This is a genomic window from Rhodococcus sp. SORGH_AS_0301 (genome assembly GCF_030818285.1).
Lineage (GTDB): Bacteria > Actinomycetota > Actinomycetes > Mycobacteriales > Mycobacteriaceae > Rhodococcoides.
Genome location: NZ_JAUTAC010000002.1, coordinates 3,628,014 through 3,644,799 on the forward strand (window position 1 = coordinate 3,628,014; position 16,786 = coordinate 3,644,799).

13 protein-coding genes are annotated in these 16,786 nt (G+C 68.8%); 7 read left to right on the forward strand and 6 right to left on the reverse strand.

Going from position 1 to position 16,786, the window contains the following annotated elements; genetic code table 11:
* Positions 1 to 5: 5 nt before the first annotated feature.
* Together QE397_RS17740 and QE397_RS17745 are read right to left on the reverse strand one after the other, a co-directional pair.
* Positions 6 to 1,475, reverse strand: a complete 1,470-nt coding sequence (locus QE397_RS17740; RefSeq protein WP_307096432.1) for an HNH endonuclease signature motif containing protein — start codon at positions 1,473 to 1,475, stop codon at positions 6 to 8.
* Positions 1,476 to 1,507: 32 nt separating this feature from the next.
* Positions 1,508 to 1,645: a hypothetical protein gene (locus QE397_RS17745; RefSeq protein ID WP_307096433.1), complete on the reverse strand. Its 138-nt coding sequence runs from the start codon at positions 1,643 to 1,645 to the stop codon at positions 1,508 to 1,510.
* Between the two features lie 153 nt (positions 1,646 to 1,798).
* On the opposite strand from QE397_RS17745, the gene QE397_RS17750 reads away from it, so the two are divergent.
* From QE397_RS17750 to QE397_RS17760, 3 genes are all read left to right on the forward strand, one after another.
* Positions 1,799 to 3,394 carry an MFS transporter gene (locus QE397_RS17750; protein WP_037186303.1) on the forward strand — a complete coding sequence of 532 codons (1,596 nt, stop codon included), beginning with the start codon at positions 1,799 to 1,801 and terminating at the stop codon, positions 3,392 to 3,394.
* Positions 3,395 to 3,459: 65 nt separating this feature from the next.
* Positions 3,460 to 5,232, forward strand: coding sequence for an EAL domain-containing protein (locus QE397_RS17755; protein WP_307096435.1), 1,773 nt, complete (start codon positions 3,460 to 3,462; stop codon positions 5,230 to 5,232).
* 22 nt (positions 5,233 to 5,254) lie between these two features.
* Positions 5,255 to 6,418, forward strand: a complete 1,164-nt coding sequence (locus tag QE397_RS17760; protein ID WP_307096437.1) for a GTP-binding protein — start codon at positions 5,255 to 5,257, stop codon at positions 6,416 to 6,418.
* Between the two features lie 10 nt (positions 6,419 to 6,428).
* Here QE397_RS17760 and clpB read toward each other — a convergent pair whose 3' ends face one another.
* A complete protein-coding gene (gene clpB / locus QE397_RS17765) occupies positions 6,429 to 8,975 on the reverse strand; it encodes an ATP-dependent chaperone ClpB (protein WP_307096439.1) in 2,547 nt (848 codons plus the stop codon).
* A gap of 206 nt (positions 8,976 to 9,181) precedes the next feature.
* On the opposite strand from clpB, the gene QE397_RS17770 reads away from it, so the two are divergent.
* On the forward strand, positions 9,182 to 10,345 hold the full coding sequence (locus QE397_RS17770) for a globin domain-containing protein (protein ID WP_307097619.1): 1,164 nt from the start codon (positions 9,182 to 9,184) through the stop codon (positions 10,343 to 10,345).
* Here QE397_RS17770 and QE397_RS17775 read toward each other — a convergent pair.
* The gene (locus QE397_RS17775) at positions 10,339 to 10,596 is read right to left on the reverse strand and encodes a DUF2277 domain-containing protein (protein WP_027506433.1); all 258 of its coding nucleotides are present in this window, start codon (positions 10,594 to 10,596) and stop codon (positions 10,339 to 10,341) included. The two genes, QE397_RS17770 and QE397_RS17775, sit on opposite strands and share 7 nt — an antisense overlap.
* Before the next feature lie 130 nt (positions 10,597 to 10,726).
* A complete protein-coding gene (locus QE397_RS17780; protein ID WP_027506434.1) occupies positions 10,727 to 11,020 on the reverse strand; it encodes a WhiB family transcriptional regulator in 294 nt (97 codons plus the stop codon).
* 232 nt (positions 11,021 to 11,252) lie between these two features.
* Here QE397_RS17780 and otsB point away from each other — a divergent pair, with 232 nt between their 5' ends.
* Positions 11,253 to 13,805 carry a trehalose-phosphatase gene (gene otsB, locus QE397_RS17785; RefSeq protein ID WP_307096442.1) on the forward strand — a complete coding sequence of 851 codons (2,553 nt, stop codon included), beginning with the start codon at positions 11,253 to 11,255 and terminating at the stop codon, positions 13,803 to 13,805.
* On the opposite strand, the gene QE397_RS17790 is transcribed toward otsB, so the two are convergent.
* Positions 13,802 to 14,890 carry a LacI family DNA-binding transcriptional regulator gene (locus QE397_RS17790; protein ID WP_056444302.1) on the reverse strand — a complete coding sequence of 363 codons (1,089 nt, stop codon included), beginning with the start codon at positions 14,888 to 14,890 and terminating at the stop codon, positions 13,802 to 13,804. The genes otsB and QE397_RS17790 overlap by 4 nt on opposite strands.
* A gap of 183 nt (positions 14,891 to 15,073) precedes the next feature.
* Here QE397_RS17790 and QE397_RS17795 point away from each other — a divergent pair, with 183 nt between their 5' ends.
* Together QE397_RS17795 and QE397_RS17800 are read left to right on the forward strand one after the other, a co-directional pair.
* Positions 15,074 to 15,985 carry a metal ABC transporter solute-binding protein, Zn/Mn family gene (locus QE397_RS17795; protein ID WP_222633240.1) on the forward strand — a complete coding sequence of 304 codons (912 nt, stop codon included), beginning with the start codon at positions 15,074 to 15,076 and terminating at the stop codon, positions 15,983 to 15,985.
* Positions 15,934 to 16,785 carry a metal ABC transporter ATP-binding protein gene (locus QE397_RS17800; RefSeq protein ID WP_307096446.1) on the forward strand — a complete coding sequence of 284 codons (852 nt, stop codon included), beginning with the start codon at positions 15,934 to 15,936 and terminating at the stop codon, positions 16,783 to 16,785. Before QE397_RS17795 ends, QE397_RS17800 begins: the two co-directional genes overlap by 52 nt.
* Position 16,786: the final 1 nt, after the last annotated feature.

A 16,786-nucleotide genomic window follows, 5' to 3' on the forward strand; every position in this document is an offset into this window, starting at 1 on the left:
CCCGTTCAGCGCGTCGCCGCGCATGAACGGCCCGCAAGGCGAGTGCGTCGTCTCGTCGGTGGCGACTCGGTCCCGGGCGGCGGGTGCACCACTGGGTCGTCGAAGGTGACGTCGGCCAGTTCCGGGTGGAGGTCGTATCCGTTGTGAGCCGGACCGGGAACGGTGCGACCCTCCGGGGTGGTGACGGTCGAGAGGACTCTGCCGGGTAGCTCCGGGTCGGGGTACTGATCGTCGAGGAAGTCGGTGAACGTCTTCAGAGTGTGGTGAAAACGGCACTTGCCGTTGAGATTCACCGCCGTGGTCTGTCCACCGGCGGCCGGGTCGTCGTGGTCGTACTCGGTCACGTGGTCGAGGTCCGCCGTCACCGCCGGGTTGTTGCATCCGGGCCACGTGCAGTACTGGTCCCGGGCACGGACGAACGTCTCGAGTGCCGCGCTGGGCCGATACGGGTCGGCCGGCTGATGGGCTGCGGGCGTCGCATCCATCGGTCGACGCACGGCATCGGAACGGTCCGCCAGATCCCGCAGGTGGTCGGGCGAGATGACACCGTGACCGTGAAGGAAGCCGGAGCGGCCGGAGGTGTCCGAGGCGGTATCGGGTGGCGAACTGTCGGGACTTGACGTATCCAGGGTGGCCGCGTCACCGACCACGTGCACGACGACGGTGGTCGCGCTGATCGAGTCGGGGTCGGTCTCCGTGTGTGTGCACGTGGGATCGCCGCACTGACAACTGAATCCGGTGCCGGTGACGAGCGCGAACAGTGCGTCGGACGCGCGAGCGTTGCGGCTGCGCGGATCGCGCGAGCAGACGTTCGCAGCAAGAGCCTCGACACGGGTTGCGACGAGCAGCGCGTCCTCGGCCGCCAGGGTGGCACCGACGGCCGCCATGCCGTCGGGAGCGTTCTCGACCCAGAAGGAGCGATTCTCCTTGGCCTTGATGCGCCTCTCGCGCACCGCATCAGGATCATGACGATGAACGATGCAGTCGACCATGTCCCGCAGCCGGGTGTCGGACCACGAACGGCGACGCCGAAGGGCGGCAGCGATCTCGGCGTCGACCTCGTCGGCGTAGTCGCGGCCGTCCACCAGATCGGTACGAGTGACGATGGTGTGCAGGTGTTTCGGCGCGAGCAGCCCGTCCCGCAGACACTCTGCGACACGCGGCAGGCGATCGCGCAACACGAGGGCGCGAAAGAGAATGCCGTCGGCGGCACCCTGACTGACGGACAGCACGGTGGCGATGCGGGCGGCGCACTGTGTCGCCGCGTCCAGGCGTCGGCGGTCCGAGGCCTCGACCGGCGCGACGATCAGGGCGTGGAGGTGCGCGGCCGCCCGGTAGCGAGTCCACTCCAGGAAGCCGAGGCCGGCGGTCGCGTGAACGACGGTGTCCAGAGCCTCCTCGATCGACGCATCGGTCAGCGCCACCGGAAGGCCCATGGCCTCCGGATTCTGCTGCGCCCACCCCGACTCGAACATGTGTACGAAGATAACAGGAGCCACCGACACCGTCAGAAATGTCGACGAGCGAGGTCTGCCGCGAGTTCCGCGACGCGTGTCCGCGCCTCGTGCGGCTCCACCACCTCGAGGTGATCGGCGAACTGCAGCAGTTGCCGTACCCCCTCGATGGTCGAGTATCTGATCGACATCTGCGTCCAGCCGTACCACGAATGTCCGGGTCGCCCCCGTCGACTGACCCGAGCGTGACGGCCACCACACTCGATTGACCGTGACGCAGCGACACAGTTACCTTCTGTCCATCTTCTATGCTCCACCGCATAGAACCGACGGAGCGGGGTTCCATGGCACTGCATCAGGCACCACCCACCACCTCGCTGTCAGGGCGAGGCCGCGCGCTGGCGCTCCTCGTCATCTGCGCGGCCGAGTTGCTGGTAGTCCTCGACAACACCATCGTCAACGTCGCGCTGCCGTCCATCGGCGTCGAGCTCCAGACCTCGATGTCCGGCCTGCAGTGGGTGGTCGACGCCTACACACTGACGTTCGCCGGCTTCCTGTTGGCGCTCGGGCACTTCGGCGATCGGTACGGACGCCGCCGCGTCATGATCATCGGTTTGCTCGGGGTGGCGGCGCTGTCTGTGGTGGGGGCGCTGTCGAGTGACCTCGGCCAGGTCATCGCGGCACGCGCCGTCATGGGCGTCTTCGCGGCGGCAGTGTTCCCGGCGACGCTGGCCATGATCATCACCATCTTCACCGACCCCCGTGAGAAGGCACTGGCCATCGCCGCCTGGACGGCCATGGCCGGCTTCGCCATCGCGATCGGTCCGACCGCGGGTGGCTATCTGCTGGAACACTTCTCGTGGCACTCGGTCTTCTGGATCAACGTGCCCGTGGCACTCGTCGTGGCCCTCGCCGCTCGGGTTCTGGTCCCGGAGTCGCGCGCCGAGCACGTCGGCCGCTTCGACGTCGTCGGACTCGTGTCCTCACTGGTGGCGATCACGGCACTGGTGTGGACGATCATCGAGGCCCCGCATCGCGGATGGCTGTCGGCCACCTCCCTCGCCGGCTACGCGCTCTCCGCCGTGGCGATCGCCGGCTTCCTCGCGTGGGAGAAGCGCACAGCCGCTCCGGTTCTCGATCTGACTCTGTTCGCGAACCGTCGCTTCTCGCTCCCGGCCCTGTCGATCGCCGTCGGCTACTTCTCCATGTTCGGCTTCCTGTTCATGATCACCCAGTACTTCCAGGGCGTCCGCGAGTACTCACCGCTCGAGTTCGGCCTGCACTCACTGCCGTTCGCGGTGGCCGTGGGCGTGGGCGCACCGATCGCCACGCTGATCGCTCAGCGCTTCGGTGCCACCGCCGTCATCGTGCTGGGTCTGCTCATCGTCAGCACGGGGATGGCCATCGCCGGCCAGACCACCGTGGACACGCCCTACGTCGGACCGGTATTGCTGTCGATGGTCCTCATGGGGCTGGGACTGGCCGTCGTCCAGGGACCCGCGACCGACTCCATCATGTCCGCGGTCGACCTGGACGGCGCAGGCGCCGGGTCGGCGGTCAACGACACGACACGCGAGATCGGCGGCACACTCGGTGTGGCGGTACTGGGTTCGATCGTCGCCTCGGTCTACTCCGCGCGGGTCACCCCCTTGGTCGATGCGGTGCCCTCGTCGCTGATGACGGACGGCGAGAAGGGTTTCGCGTCCGAAACCGTCATCGCGGTGATCGAGATGGCGAAGCGTCCCACGCCGTCGCTGTTCGAACAGCAGAAGGCGGAACTGATTCTGGCGATGAAGTCCGCAAGCCTCGAGGGATTCCAGTTCGCCTCGTACGTCACGGTGTCCGCGTGCCTGGCGTGCGCCGTGGCCGTCGCGATCTGCATGCCGTGGAAGCCCGCCGCCGACTCGGTTCTGGCCGCAGCACGAACTCGCCGCCGGTAGTCTGACGTCGGAGTGTGCTGATTCCCAGCGCACTCCGGCGCCGCAGACCGTCGAAACGAGTCGTCGTGAGATCACAGCGGATCAGTCCTGATCCGGTTCTGTCGTTTCTCGCGTTGACGCCGAGACCAGCAGAACGATCTCGCGCCGTCATCGCGGGCATCACGGTGCTCGTCGGCGTCGCCGGCCTGCTGCTCCTGCCCTCCGACGCCCTCCGACCGGGCGGCGCGGTGTGGATACTTCTGTTCTCCGCCACGACCGTTCCCGTCGCGGTCGCCTGGTTCACGACCACGCGTCCGAGGCACTTCGAGACCGCCTACGTCGTCTATTCCGACGTCGGCGTGCTCACCGTCGTGACGATGTACGACTCCGCGTTCCTGTCGATGCCGGCATGCGCCGTACTGGTGCTGGTCTCCCTGTTCGCAGCGGCGTTCACCGACACCCTCACCCTCACATTGCATGTCGCGTTCTCCTGCGGCCTGCTCGTCGTGCTCGCCGCCGTCTCGGTCGAGCAGGGCACGGAGATCTGGCTCGTGCTGTCACGCACGCTCGCGCTGATGAGCATGTTCGCCACGCCCTTCGTCATCCGCATGTACGTCTCCTACCTCCGCCGACAGGTCGAGGCCTCGCAACGTGATCCACTCACGGGGTTGCTGACGCGACGCGGGCTCTACAACCGGGTGACGTCGCAATCGCAGTCCGTGCAGAGTCGCCGCACCGCTCTCGGCGTCTTCGTCGAGATCGCCGACTTCGCGGACGTCGAGCAGCGTTTCGGCCGCGGCTCGGGCCGGGAGGTGCTCGAGGAGATCGCCGAGCGGCTCACCACCGAGGCTCCGGCGGACGCCGTCGCGGCACGGTTGAGCACCTCGCAGTTCCTGTGTGTACTTCTCGTCGGTCCGGACGGTTCCGCCGATCGCGCGATGCGAGATCTGGCCACCGGACTCGAGAGCACCCCTCTGCGCAGCGCACCGGTCACGGTTCTGACGGGCTCGGTGGCGGAGACCGTCGATCCGCATGCCGACGTGGGCACCACGCTGCACCACCTGATGACGCGCGCGGAGGCGACGATGCAGCGTCGCCACGCCAGTCGGGCGTCCGCGTCGGCGGACCTGCGCGACCGCATCGCGGCGCTCATCGCGTCGGGCGGCCCGAGCATCGTCTTCCAGCCCGTCTGCACCACCGACACGGGAGCCGTCGTCGGCTACGAGGCGTTGTCGCGATTCCCCGACGGGTACGGCTCTCCGCAGACGTGGTTCACCGACGCGTCGACCGTCGGCCTGCGCGTGGACCTCGAACTCAGTGCCATCCACGCGGCGATCACCGCGTCCAGCGTGCTGCCATCGGGCGCGTTCGTGGCGGTCAACACCTCGGCGGACACCATCCTGTCCAGCGATCTCGCCGCGGACCTGATCGGGCGCGGCGACAGGGGCAGGCGCTGGATCGTGGAGGTGACAGAACACGACCGCATCGACGACTACGACGGGATGGGCGTCGCCGTCGAGATGTTGCGCTCGGCGGGCGTCCTCATCTCGGTGGACGACGTGGGAACCGGCTACTCGGGTCTGCGCCAACTGGTGGAACTACGTCCCGGCGTGGTCAAACTCGACGCCTCGATCGTGCGCGGCATCGACACCGACCCCATGCGCCGCGCCGCCGCCGTCAGCATCGTCACGTTCTCGCGGGAGATCGGTGCCGTCTGCATCTTCGAGGGCGTGGAGACCGCCGAGGAACTCGCCACGGCGCGCGAGGTGGGAGCGGATCTGGTGCAGGGGTACCTGCTCGGCCGCCCCGCACCCGCCTCGGAACTGCTCGTGAGGGACACCCCCCACCCGACTGCTTAATGACAATGATTATCATTACGGCATGGCACCTCTGCTCCCCGTCACCGTCCTGTCCGGCTTCCTCGGCGCCGGCAAGACCACCATCCTGGAACACGTGCTCGCGAACCGGCAGGGTCTCAGGGTCGCGGTCATCGTGAACGACATGAGCGAGATCAACATCGACGCGAGGCTCATCGACGGGTCGGTCACCGGGTCGACCACGCTGGTCCGCACCGAGGAGCGGCTGGTCGAACTCACCAACGGCTGCATCTGCTGCACGCTTCGCGACGACCTCATCGAGGCCGTGGGCACGCTGGCGTCGGCAGGCGACATCGACTACCTGCTGATCGAATCGACAGGTGTCTCCGAGCCCCTGCCCGTCGCGGCATCGTTCGACTGGGTCTTCGACGGTGCCGACCGCGACTCCCCCGTCAGCCTCGGCACCCTGGCCCGACTGGACACGATGGTGACGGTCGTGGACGCGACGACCTTCCTCACCGAGATCTCCCGAGGGGACACGCTCGACGAGCGTGACCTCGATGTCGCCGAGGGTGACGAACGATCCATCTCGGACCTTCTGGTGGACCAGGTGGAGTTCGCCGACGTCGTCCTCGTCAGCAAGACGGATCTGGTGTCCGACGCGCTCGCCGGCGCCACCGAAACCGCTGTGCGACGGCTGAATCCACGTGCCGACGTGGTGCGCACGGTGAAGGGAGTCGTCGACCCCGCCCGCATTCTCGACACCGGCCTCTACGATCCCGACGCCGCGCTGCACGCACCGGGATGGGACGACGAGTTGATCGGCACACACGTGCCGGAGACCGAGGAGTTCGGCATCTCGAGCTTCGTCTACACAGCTGATCGCCCGTTTCACCCGGCGCGGTTGGACCGGATACTCGACCGGTTGCAGGGTGTGCTGCGCAGCAAGGGTTTCTGCTGGATCGCCTCGCGACCCGACCAGGCTGCGGTGTGGTCACAGGCGGGCCCGACACTCACCATCGACGGCGCGCAGCCCTGGCGGGAGATCGAGGTTCCGGCGGGGCAGGAGATCGTGATCATCGGGGTCCGACTGCGCGCACACCTGATCCGCGATCTTCTCGACACCGCGCTCCTGACGGACGCGGAGACGGCAGCGGGCCCGGACGCCTGGAGAGGCTATCCGGACCCGTTGCCCGAGTGGACGATCGATGTTCACGTGCACGGTTGACGCGTCGATCTCAGCTCAGCTCGAGCGTCGCACCGTCCTCCGACGTGTCCACCGTGACCGTGTCACCGTCGACGACCTTGCCCGCCAGCAACAGCTTGGCCAACTGATCGCCGATGGCCTGCTGGATGAGTCGACGCAGCGGCCGGGCGCCGTACTGCGGGTCGTAACCCCGTACGGCCAACCAGAACCGGGCCGACGGCGTGACGTCCAGCGTGAGTCGACGAGCCGACAGGCGGCGCTGCAGTTGCAGCAGCTGGATGTCGACGATGGACTGCAATTGCTCCTCGCTCAGGGCGTCGAAGACGACCACGTCGTCGAGCCGGTTCACGAACTCCGGCTTGAACGCGCTGCGCACCGCCGCCATCACATGGTCCCTGTCGCCACCCGCACCGAGGTTCGAGGTGAGGATCAGGATCGTGTTGCGGAAGTCCACCGTCCGGCCCTGGCCGTCGGTCAGACGGCCCTCGTCGAGCACGGCGAGCAGGATGTCGAACACGTCCGGGTGCGCCTTCTCGACCTCGTCGAACAGCACCACCGTGTACGGCCGACGACGCACGGCCTCGGTGAGCTGACCACCGGCCTCGTACCCGACGTATCCGGGCGGGGCACCGACCAGTCGAGCCACCGAGTGCTTCTCGCTGTACTCGCTCATGTCGATGCGGATCATGGCACGCTCGTCGTCGAACAGGAAGTCCGCCAACGACTTCGCGAGCTCTGTCTTGCCGACGCCCGTCGGTCCGAGGAACAGGAACGACCCGGTGGGCCGGTTCGGATCGGACACCCCGGCACGAGCGCGGCGCACCGCGTCGGACACGGCCTGGACCGCGTCGTCCTGACCGACGACACGCCTGCCCAGCTCGTCCTCCATCCGGAGGAGCTTCGCCGTCTCACCCTCGAGCATCCGGCCCGCGGGGATACCGGTCCACGCCGCGACCACGTCGGCGACGTCGTCCGGGCCGACCTCTTCCTTCAACATCACGTCACCCTGGGGAACGGTGGCCGCGGTCTTCTCCGCGAGCTCCTTCTCCAGCGACGGGATGCGTCCGTAGCGCAGCTCCGCGGCCTTGCCCAGATCACCGTCGCGCTCGGCCCGCTCGGACTCGCCGCGCAGCGCTTCGAGCTGCTCCTTGAGGTCGCGCACCGAATCGATGGCGTTCTTCTCGTTCTGCCAGCGCGTGCTCAGTTCGGCCAGCTTCTCCTTGCTGTCCGCCAGCTCACCGCGCAGCTTCTCGAGACGGGTCTTCGACGCGTCGTCGGTCTCCTTGGCCAGCGCCATCTCCTCGATCTCGAGTCGGCGCACGACACGCTCGATCTCGTCGATCTCGACCGGACGCGAGTCGATCTCCATGCGGAGGCGGGACGCGGCCTCGTCGACGAGGTCGATGGCCTTGTCCGGCAGGAACCGTGAGGTGATGTAGCGATCCGACAGTGTGGCGGCGGCGACCAGGGCGGAGTCTGTGATGCGCACACCGTGGTGCACCTCGTACCGCTCCTTGAGGCCGCGCAGGATGCCGACCGCGTCGTCCACGGACGGCTCACCGACCAGCACCTGCTGGAACCGGCGCTCGAGTGCGGCGTCCTTCTCGATGTACTTGCGGTACTCGTCGAGCGTCGTGGCGCCCACCAACCGCAGCTCACCACGCGCGAGCATCGGCTTGATCATGTTGCCCGCGTCCATGGCGGACTCGCCCGTCGCGCCCGCACCGACGATGGTGTGCAGCTCGTCGATGAACGTGATGACCTGGCCGGCCGAGTTCTTGATGTCGTCGAGCACGGCCTTGAGCCGCTCCTCGAACTCACCGCGGTACTTGGCGCCCGCGACCATCGATCCCAGGTCGAGCGACACGACGGTCTTGCCGCGCAGGCTCTCCGGGACGTCGCCGGCGACGACGCGCTGCGCGAGGCCCTCGACGATCGCGGTCTTGCCGACGCCGGGCTCACCGATGAGCACCGGGTTGTTCTTGGTACGGCGCGAGAGCACCTGCACCACACGACGGATCTCGGTGTCGCGACCGATGACCGGATCGAGCTTGCCGCTGCGTGCGGCCTCGGTGAGGTCGGTCGAGTACTTCTCCAGAGCCTGGTACGTCGCCTCCGGGTCCGGGCTCGTGACGCGGGCACTGCCACGCACGGTGGTGAACGCCTCGCGCAGCGCCGCCGGTGTCGCCCCGTTCCTCTGGAGCAGCGTCGCGACATCGGAATCGCCCGTCGAGAGTCCGACCACCAGGTGCTCGGTCGAGACGTACTCGTCGTCGAGTTCGGTGGCCAGCTGTTGAGCGGCGGTGATCGCGCCCAGCGCGTCACGTCCGAGCTGCGGCTGGGTGGTGGAGCCGGTGGCCGACGGCATACGGTCCACCAGAGTCTGCGCCTGCGAGCGGATCGCGCTCGGGTCGACGCCGACAGCCTTCAGCAACGGCGCGGCGATGCCGTCCGTCTGGTCGAGCAGTGCGACGAGCAGGTGAGCCGGCCGGATGTCCGGGTTGCCCGCTGCGGATGCCGACTGCAGTGCAGCGGTCAACGCTGCCTGGGTCTTCGTGGTGGGAGTGAACGAGTCCACCGGTCACCTTCCTTCGGGTCGAACGGGTGTGTCGACGAGAACAACCTTAGTCGACTTGAGTCTATTCCGCTCAAGTTTGTTGCCGCCCCACCACGCAGGAGGGCGCCGCCCAGCGCGCTGGCCGTGACCGGACACGACCACTACTCTCGGACACACCACTCGCGCACGAACCCGTCACCCGCCACGACCATCGAAGGTGCCCATTGCTGGACCCGCAGGCCCTGGCGCGAGTGCGCGCCGGAGTTGCCTCCGCGCTGTCCGACGACGGCGCGGACACCGTGGCCGGCGCCTTCTACGCTCGGCTGTTCGCCGAGTACCCCGATTTCCGCGGCTTCTTCCCCGCCGCCATGGATCAGCAGCGGCACCGCCTCCTGCGCGCCGTCGACCACGTCGTCCGGCACCTCGACGACCGCGACTTCCTGCCCTTCCTGCATCAACTCGGGCGTGACCACCGCAAGCACGGCCTGACCGGCGCGCACTTTCTCGCCGCCCAGAACGCGCTGGTCGACGCGTTCCGCACCACGGCGGACCCGAACGTCTGGACAGACGAGACCGACGCGGCGTGGCGCCGCGTGGTGTCGATGATCTGCAACTCGATGGCCGTCGGGGCCGACACCGAGGACCTGCCGCCGTACTGGGGAGCGACGGTGGTCGAGCACCATCGCGTGCTCGACGACCTCGCGATCGTGCGCCTGCAGACGGACGCCGACATTCCCTTCGCCGCCGGCCAGTACCTCAGCGTGCAGATCCCGCAGCGTCCACGGATGTGGCGGTACCTCTCCCCCGCGATCGCACCCAACGACTACCGCGGCATCGAGTTCCACGTCCGGCGGGTGTCGGCCGGCTGGGTGAGTCCGGCCATCGTCTCGGAGACCACGGTGGGCGACCGCTGGCTGCTCGGGCCGCCGCTGGGCGGACTCAGTGTGGACACGTCGCCTGGCAGCGAGGACGTGCTCATGATCGCGGGTGGCACCGGCATCGCCCCCCTGCGTGCGCAGCTGATGGACATGGCGATGCGGAGCCGTAATCCGCGGGTGCATCTGTTCGTGGGCGGCGAGTATCCGAGCGACCTCTACGACCTGGACACGCTGTGGAACCTGGCACGCACCAACCCGTGGCTCACCATCGTGCCGGTCGTGGAGCAGCCCGAGGAGCCGTGGTGGCGGCCCGGTCCGGCGCGCGAGTTCCCGCCGGGCATGAACCACACCATGGTGGGCAAGCTCGGGCAGGTGGTCACGCGGTTCGGATCGTGGGCCGATCGGCAGATCCAGGTGTGTGGGTCACCGTCGATGGTGCGCACCACCCTGTACGCACTGCGCAAGGTGGGGACGCCGATGCAGAACGTCCAGCACGATCCCCTGGGTCAGTGAGGGTGCGCGTGCGCCAGGCGGCGTAGCGGCGGCACCGTCTGCGGCGGCTGCTTGCGGGGCGGGAGCACGCTCAGCAACCGGGTGGTCGACGCGGTGACCTCGGCCACGGCGGTCTCGAAGGCGTCCCGGTTCGCGTCCGACAGTGTGCGGAGTCCGCTGACCTTGCGCACGTACTGACGCGCGGCCGCCTCGATCTCCTCGTCCGTCGCCGCAGGCTCGAGGCCGCGCAGTTCGGTGATGTTTCGGCACATGCGAATCACGGTAGACCGGGCGCCGTCCGAGGGGAACACCCGAAGAGCTTTACGCTGTACAGGCACCGCGTCGGATAATGTCCACCAATTCAAGCTTCGTGCAGTTTTCGATCACCGTGAATTCATCTGTTCAACCGATTGCGCGCTGATCGGAAAGCGCATTTCCCAGCATCCGCTCGGGCGCCGACAAACCACCCCAGACGCCGTACGGCTCACCGGCGGCCACCGCGTAATCACGGCACCGCATCAGCACGGGGCACTGCTCGCAGACCCGTTTGGCCTGCTCCTCGCGGGCTGTTCTCTTATGTCCCCGTTCACCTTCCGGATGGAAGAAGACGGCAGAATCCATACCGCGGCACAAACCGTTCAACTGCCACTCCCACGTCGTGGCAATCGGCTCGGGTAACTGGACGGGCTTCGACATGACGCTCCTCGTTGTTCGCCTCGTATGCGACGTCACGCTCTCAGTATTACATTACGAACAATCGTCCAAAAAGTTAATGCGAATAGTCGTGACACACGATTTCCAGTCATCGCGAGTCACAGACACCCTCGCGGCCGCTCCTCGGACCTCTCTCCCCGATGAGGCGAGCAGGGCCCCCGTCGCCTAGGTTTGACCGAGTGAGAAGCCCCGGTCACCGTCCAGGTCGTGCGCTGTGAGCGCTGTGGACCTCCCCCTCGACCTTCGCCGCGCCCTCGTCGGCGTCGCGCGGGTGCCGAGACTGCTGGTCGCCTCCGACTACGACGGCACCATGGCGCCGTTCGTCTCCGACCCGCAGAAGGCGTTTCCGCTGCCCGAATCGGTCCGCGCACTCCGCGCTCTCGCCGGTCTCGACGGCACCCAGGCTGCTGTGATCTCGGGGCGCGCGCTGCGTGACCTGGCGATCCTCTCCCGCCTGCCCGTCGAGGTACAGCTCGTGGGCAGCCACGGGTCCGAGTTCGACGCCGGCTTCGTCACCGAGCTCGGCGGCGAGGCGACGGCACTGCTCGAGCGCGTGGTCGCCGAGCTCCGCACGGTCGCGTCCCGCGGCGCGCACATCAGCGTCGAGACCAAGCCCGCCAGCGCCGCTCTGCACGTGCGCAACGCCGACCCCGAGGCCGGACAGCGCGCCCTCGACGAGGTCCGTGCGGGCGCAGCCACCTGGGACGGCGTGCAGGTCACCGAGGGCAAGTCCGTGATCGAGCTCGCCGTCATCGCGACCGACAAGGGCCAGGCCCTCGACATCCTGCGGCACCAGGGCGGCGCCTCCGCCGCCGTCTTCTTCGGCGACGACGTCACCGACGAGAAGGCGTTCCGACGGCTGCACGGGCCGGACATCGGCGTCAAGGTCGGCGACGGTGAGTCGCTCGCCGGCTACCGCGTCGACACCCTCGAGCAGGTGGCCGCGGCGCTCGCGTTCCTGTTGGAGGAGCGCCGCACCTGGCTCTCCGGTGCGGACGCCCCGCGCATCGAGCGTCTCACCATGATGGCGAGCCCACGATCGGTGGCACTCCTGACGCCCGAGGCCGGCCTCACGTGGCTGTGTCACCCCGAACCCGACTCCGCCGCCGTCTTCGCACACCTGCTCGGCGGCGACGAGGCGGGCCACTTCACCGTCGGCCCACTGCGTCCGTCCCTCCCGCTGAGCCAGCAGTACATCGACAGCACCATGACGGTGCAGACCCGCTGGGCCAGCCTGCAGGTCGACGACTACCTCGCGCACGACGTGCCGAGCGATCGCACCGACTTCACCCGCGTGATCACCGGCAAGGCCAAGGCCGTGGTCACGTTCGCGCCGCGCCCCGAGTTCGGGCAGGCACGCGTCCGGCTCGAGGCCGAGGACGACGGCCTCCGCGTGTTCGGCACCAACGACCCGATGGTGCTGCGCGCGCCGGGCATCACCTGGACCGTCACCAGCGAGCACGGCCAGGAGACCGCGCGGGCGGAGATCGATCCGTCCACCGGTCCCGTGATCCTCGAATTGCGCTGCGGGACGTCGGATCTGGGCCCGTCCGAGGTGCCCGAAGCCGAGCGTCGCGCCGAGGCCGAGTCCTACTGGCACGACTGGGCGGCCGGATTGACCCTCCCCCAGCTCAAGCCCGATCTGATGAAGCGGTCCGCGCTCACCCTGCGCGGGCTGGTGCACGCCGACTCCGGGTCGATCATGGCCGCGGCCACGACGTCGCTGCCCGAGGAGATCGGCGGTGTCCGCAACTGGGACTACCGCTACTGCTGGCTGCGCGACGCGGCCCTGACGGCGTCCGCGCTGGTGTCCCTGGGCTCGCTGTCCGAGGCGGAGAACTACCTGCACTGGGTGCACGACGTGCTCGAGACCGTCCCCGGACCGGAACGCCTGCACCCGCTCTACACGCTGTGGGGGCAGTCGCTGCCGCCCGAGGCCGTCATCGACGCCCTGCCCGGGTACGCGGGATCCCGCCCCGTGCGGGTGGGCAACGCGGCCAACCAGCAGGTGCAGCTCGACGTCTTCGGACCCATCGTCGATCTCATCGCGACACTGGCACGCGCCCGCACCGCGAGCGGCGTCACCGCGAACGCCGAGGTGCTCACCGATCAGGACTGGGACCTGGTGTGCGCCATGGTCGACGCCGTCGAGCGACGCTGGTCCGAGCCGGACAACGGCATCTGGGAGATCCGCGGCAACCCGCGCCACCACGTCTACTCCAAGGTGATGTGCTGGCTCACCGTCGATCGCGCCATCACTCTGGCCGAGGCATACGGCCGCGAGGCGCAACTCGGCTGGAGCACGTTGCGTGACGTCATCCGTCGTCAGGTGCTCGACAAGGGCTGGAGCGACGAGGCGCAGTCCTTCACGGCCGCGTACGGCGGAACCGATCTCGATGCGGCCACCCTGCACATCGGCCTGTCCGGTCTCATCGATCCGAGCGACCCGCGCTTCGCGGCGACGGTCACCGCGACCGAGGCCGAGTTGCGCAGCGGCGCCACGGTGTACCGCTACCACCACGACGACGGCCTCCCCGGTGGCGAGGGCGGGTTCCACCTGTGCGCCGCCTGGCTCGTCGAGGCGTATCTTCTGATCGGGCAGCGACTTCCGGCCGAAGCGCTCTTCACCCAGCTCGTCGCCGCGGCAGGCCCGACGGGCCTGCTGAGCGAGGAGTACGACCCCGTGGCCGAGCGCTCGCTGGGCAACCACCCGCAGGCCTACAGCCACCTCGGCCTGCTGCGCTGCGCCCAGCTGCTGGCCCGCTAGCCGGTCCGCACCGGGCCGAGCGTCACCCCGGCGAGCAGATGCGTCGGGAGGTGCTCGGTCCGGTCCACCCCGGAATGGCTGACGCCCAGCACGATCTCACCGACGAGCCGACCCTTCTCGAGGACCGGCTGCTGGACCGACGTCAGGCCGATGCGGCGCGCCTCGTCGACCCCGTCGAAACCGGTGACCGACATCTGTTCGGGTACCGAGACACCCTGCGCGGCACAGTGATCGAGCGCACCCAGAGCCAGCACGTCGGACGTGCACACCAGCGCGGTGGTGTCCGGCGCCGCCCGGAGCGCCTCGGCGGCCGCCGACCGTCCGGCCTCCCGCGTGTGGTCGAAGCGCTCGACGATCACGATGTCGGGATCGACGCCGGCCGCGATCATCGCGTCGCGGATGCCGGCGAGACGCTCGCGCTGGACATGGAAGGTGATGCCGCTCCGGCGTTCCGGATCGACGAGTCCGTCGTGCCGGTCGCGGCGCAGCCGCATGCAGACCACGCTGATGCGAGTGTGGCCCCTCGCGAGCACCTCCTCGGCCATCCGTCGCATCGCCACCCTGTCGTCGATTCCGACGAGCGAGGTGTCCTCCGCGTCCCGAGGCTGGTCGCACACGACCGTCGGCAGATGACGGTCACGGACCGCCGTCAGGTGCGGATCGTCGTCGGACACCGAGTAGACGACGAATGCGTCGACCCCCGCCTGCTGCACGACGGCCGCGGCGTCCTCCGGCGTCGAGGCGGGCCCCGCGGGAATGAGCAGCAGACCGCGTCCGGCCCGCTCGCACGACTCGGCGAGGCCGGTGAGGAACTGCACGGCGGCGGGATCGGAGAACGAGTAGCTGAGCGCCTCGGTGAGGACGAGCCCCACCGCACCGGCGCGCCGGGTGCGCAGCGAGCGGGCGACCGGATCGGGCCCCGGATAACCGCGGGCCCTGGCCGCGTCGAGCACACGTTCCCGCATCTCGGGTGAGAGCTGGTCCGGGCGGTTGTAGGCGTTGGACACGGTGGTGCGCGAGACGTTCAGTTCGGCGGCCAGCGACGCGAGCGTGGCCATCCGTCGCGGTTCCGTCGACCTCGCCATGAAGAGACGGTATCCGGTCGGGGTCGCGCACGTCGGCTCCGGCACGGTTTCGCCGTCGGGGTGGTGGGGCGGTAAGGTCACGACAACGGTTTCCATTAACGATAACGTTCGACCGACCCAGGAGCACCCCTCGTGTACGCACCCGCCCGAATTCCCCTCCGCACGCTCGTCACCGCCCTGGGTATGACCGCCCTGACGGCGACCGCCCTGGTGGGATGCAGCTCCGACGACACCGCGACGGCCGAGTCCGGTCGGCCCACCGTCGTCGCGTCGACGAACGTGTGGGGCTCGGTCGCCGAGGCCGTCGTCGGAGACCGAGCGGACGTCACGGCGATCATCTCGGATCCGTCCGCGGATCCGCACTCCTACGAGGCCAGCCCCGGCGACGCCGCGGCACTGTCCGAGGCCTCGCTCGTCGTGTACAACGGCGGCGGCTACGACGAGTTCGTCGACGACGTGCTCGGCTCCGCGGGCGACGTGCCCTCCGTCGACGCGTACTCGCTGCTCGAGGGGCACGCGGACGACGCCGACCATGCCGACGAGGCGGGTGCCCACGACCATTCGGGCGAGACCAACGAGCACGTCTGGTACGACCCGGAGATCGCGGCGGCCACCGCCGAGGCGATCGCCACCGAACTCGGTAAGGTCGACCCCGACAACGCGGCCTACTACACCGAGAACGCCGAGGCGTTCCACGACGACATCCACGAGATCACCGACATCACGGATCGCATCGCCCAGCAGAAGCCTGGCGCACCCGTCGCTCAGACGGAGCCGATCGCGCACTACCTGCTGGAAGGAGCCGGGGTGGACGACAAGACCCCCGAGGACTTCGAGGACGCGATCGAGGAGGGCAACGATCCCTCGCCCGCCGCCGTCGCCGCGACGCGTGACCTGTTCACCGGCAAGGGCGTCGACGTACTGGTCTACAACATTCAGACGGAGGACGCCGTGACCGAGGACGTGCGCCGCATCGCCGAAGAGAACGGCATCCGCGTCGTCGAGGTCACCGAGACCCTGCCCGCAGGGCAGGACTACGTCTCATGGCAGCGCACGGCGGCGCAGGATCTCGCCGACGCGCTGGGGGTCGTGTGACCGCTGTCCGACTGACCGGAGCCACCCTCGCCTACGGCGACCGGGTGCTCTGGTCCGATCTCGACCTCGAGGTCGCACCGGGCGAGTTCGTCGCCGTGCTGGGCCCGAACGGCTCCGGCAAGACGTCGCTCCTCAAGGTGCTGCTCGGGCAGGCCCACCTCACCGCCGGCACCGCGACCATCGCCGGCGGTCGATCCTCCGTCGGCTACATCCCCCAGCAGAAGGCCATCGACGAGGGCGTTCCGCTGCGCGGGCGCGACTTCGTCGGCCTGGGGTGGGACGGACACCGCTGGGGCATCGGCTTCCGTGGGCGCCATGCCCGTCGCGAGGCCGTCGACATCGCCGTCGCCTCGGTCGGTGCGGACGCGTTCGCCGACGCGCCGCTGGGGCAGATGAGCGGCGGTGAGCAGCAGCGGCTACGCGTCGCGCAGGCACTCGTCGGCGATCCGGACGTGCTGCTCTGCGACGAACCGCTGCTGAGCCTCGACCTCGCCAACCAGCAGGTCGTCGCGCACCTGATCGACCAGCGTCGGCGCTCGCACGGCACCTCGGTGGTGTTCGTGACGCACGAGCTCAACCCGATCCTGCCGATCGTCGACCGGGTGGTCTACCTCGTCGACGGCAAGTTCCGCATCGGCACCACCGAGGAGGTGATGACCTCCGAGGTGCTCTCCGAGCTGTACGACACCGACGTCGAGGTCCTGCGCGTCCGCGGGCGGCTGGTGGTCGTCGGTACCGGAGACGCCATGGACGCCCTCGGGAGCGCCGGCGGCATGCACCACGTGGACGAGTCGGAGTAGG

Bases quoted from the DNA above. Each gene is read 5' to 3' on its own strand.
- QE397_RS17745 (WP_307096433.1), bottom strand. From the start codon at position 1,645: ATGTCGATCAGATACTCGACCATCGAGGGGGTACGGCAACTGCTGCAG.
- QE397_RS17800 (WP_307096446.1), top strand. From the start codon at position 15,934: ATGGCAGCGCACGGCGGCGCAGGATCTCGCCGACGCGCTGGGGGTCGT.
- QE397_RS17760 (WP_307096437.1), top strand. From the start codon at position 5,255: ATGGCACCTCTGCTCCCCGTCACCGTCCTGTCCGGCTTCCTCGGCGCC.
- QE397_RS17775 (WP_027506433.1), bottom strand. From the start codon at position 10,596: ATGTGCCGAAACATCACCGAACTGCGCGGCCTCGAGCCTGCGGCGACG.
- QE397_RS17740 (WP_307096432.1), bottom strand. From the start codon at position 1,475: ATGTTCGAGTCGGGGTGGGCGCAGCAGAATCCGGAGGCCATGGGCCTT.
- QE397_RS17795 (WP_222633240.1), top strand. From the start codon at position 15,074: ATGACCGCCCTGACGGCGACCGCCCTGGTGGGATGCAGCTCCGACGAC.
- QE397_RS17780 (WP_027506434.1), bottom strand. From the start codon at position 11,020: ATGTCGAAGCCCGTCCAGTTACCCGAGCCGATTGCCACGACGTGGGAG.
- QE397_RS17750 (WP_037186303.1), top strand. From the start codon at position 1,799: ATGGCACTGCATCAGGCACCACCCACCACCTCGCTGTCAGGGCGAGGC.
- QE397_RS17790 (WP_056444302.1), bottom strand. From the start codon at position 14,890: ATGGCGAGGTCGACGGAACCGCGACGGATGGCCACGCTCGCGTCGCTG.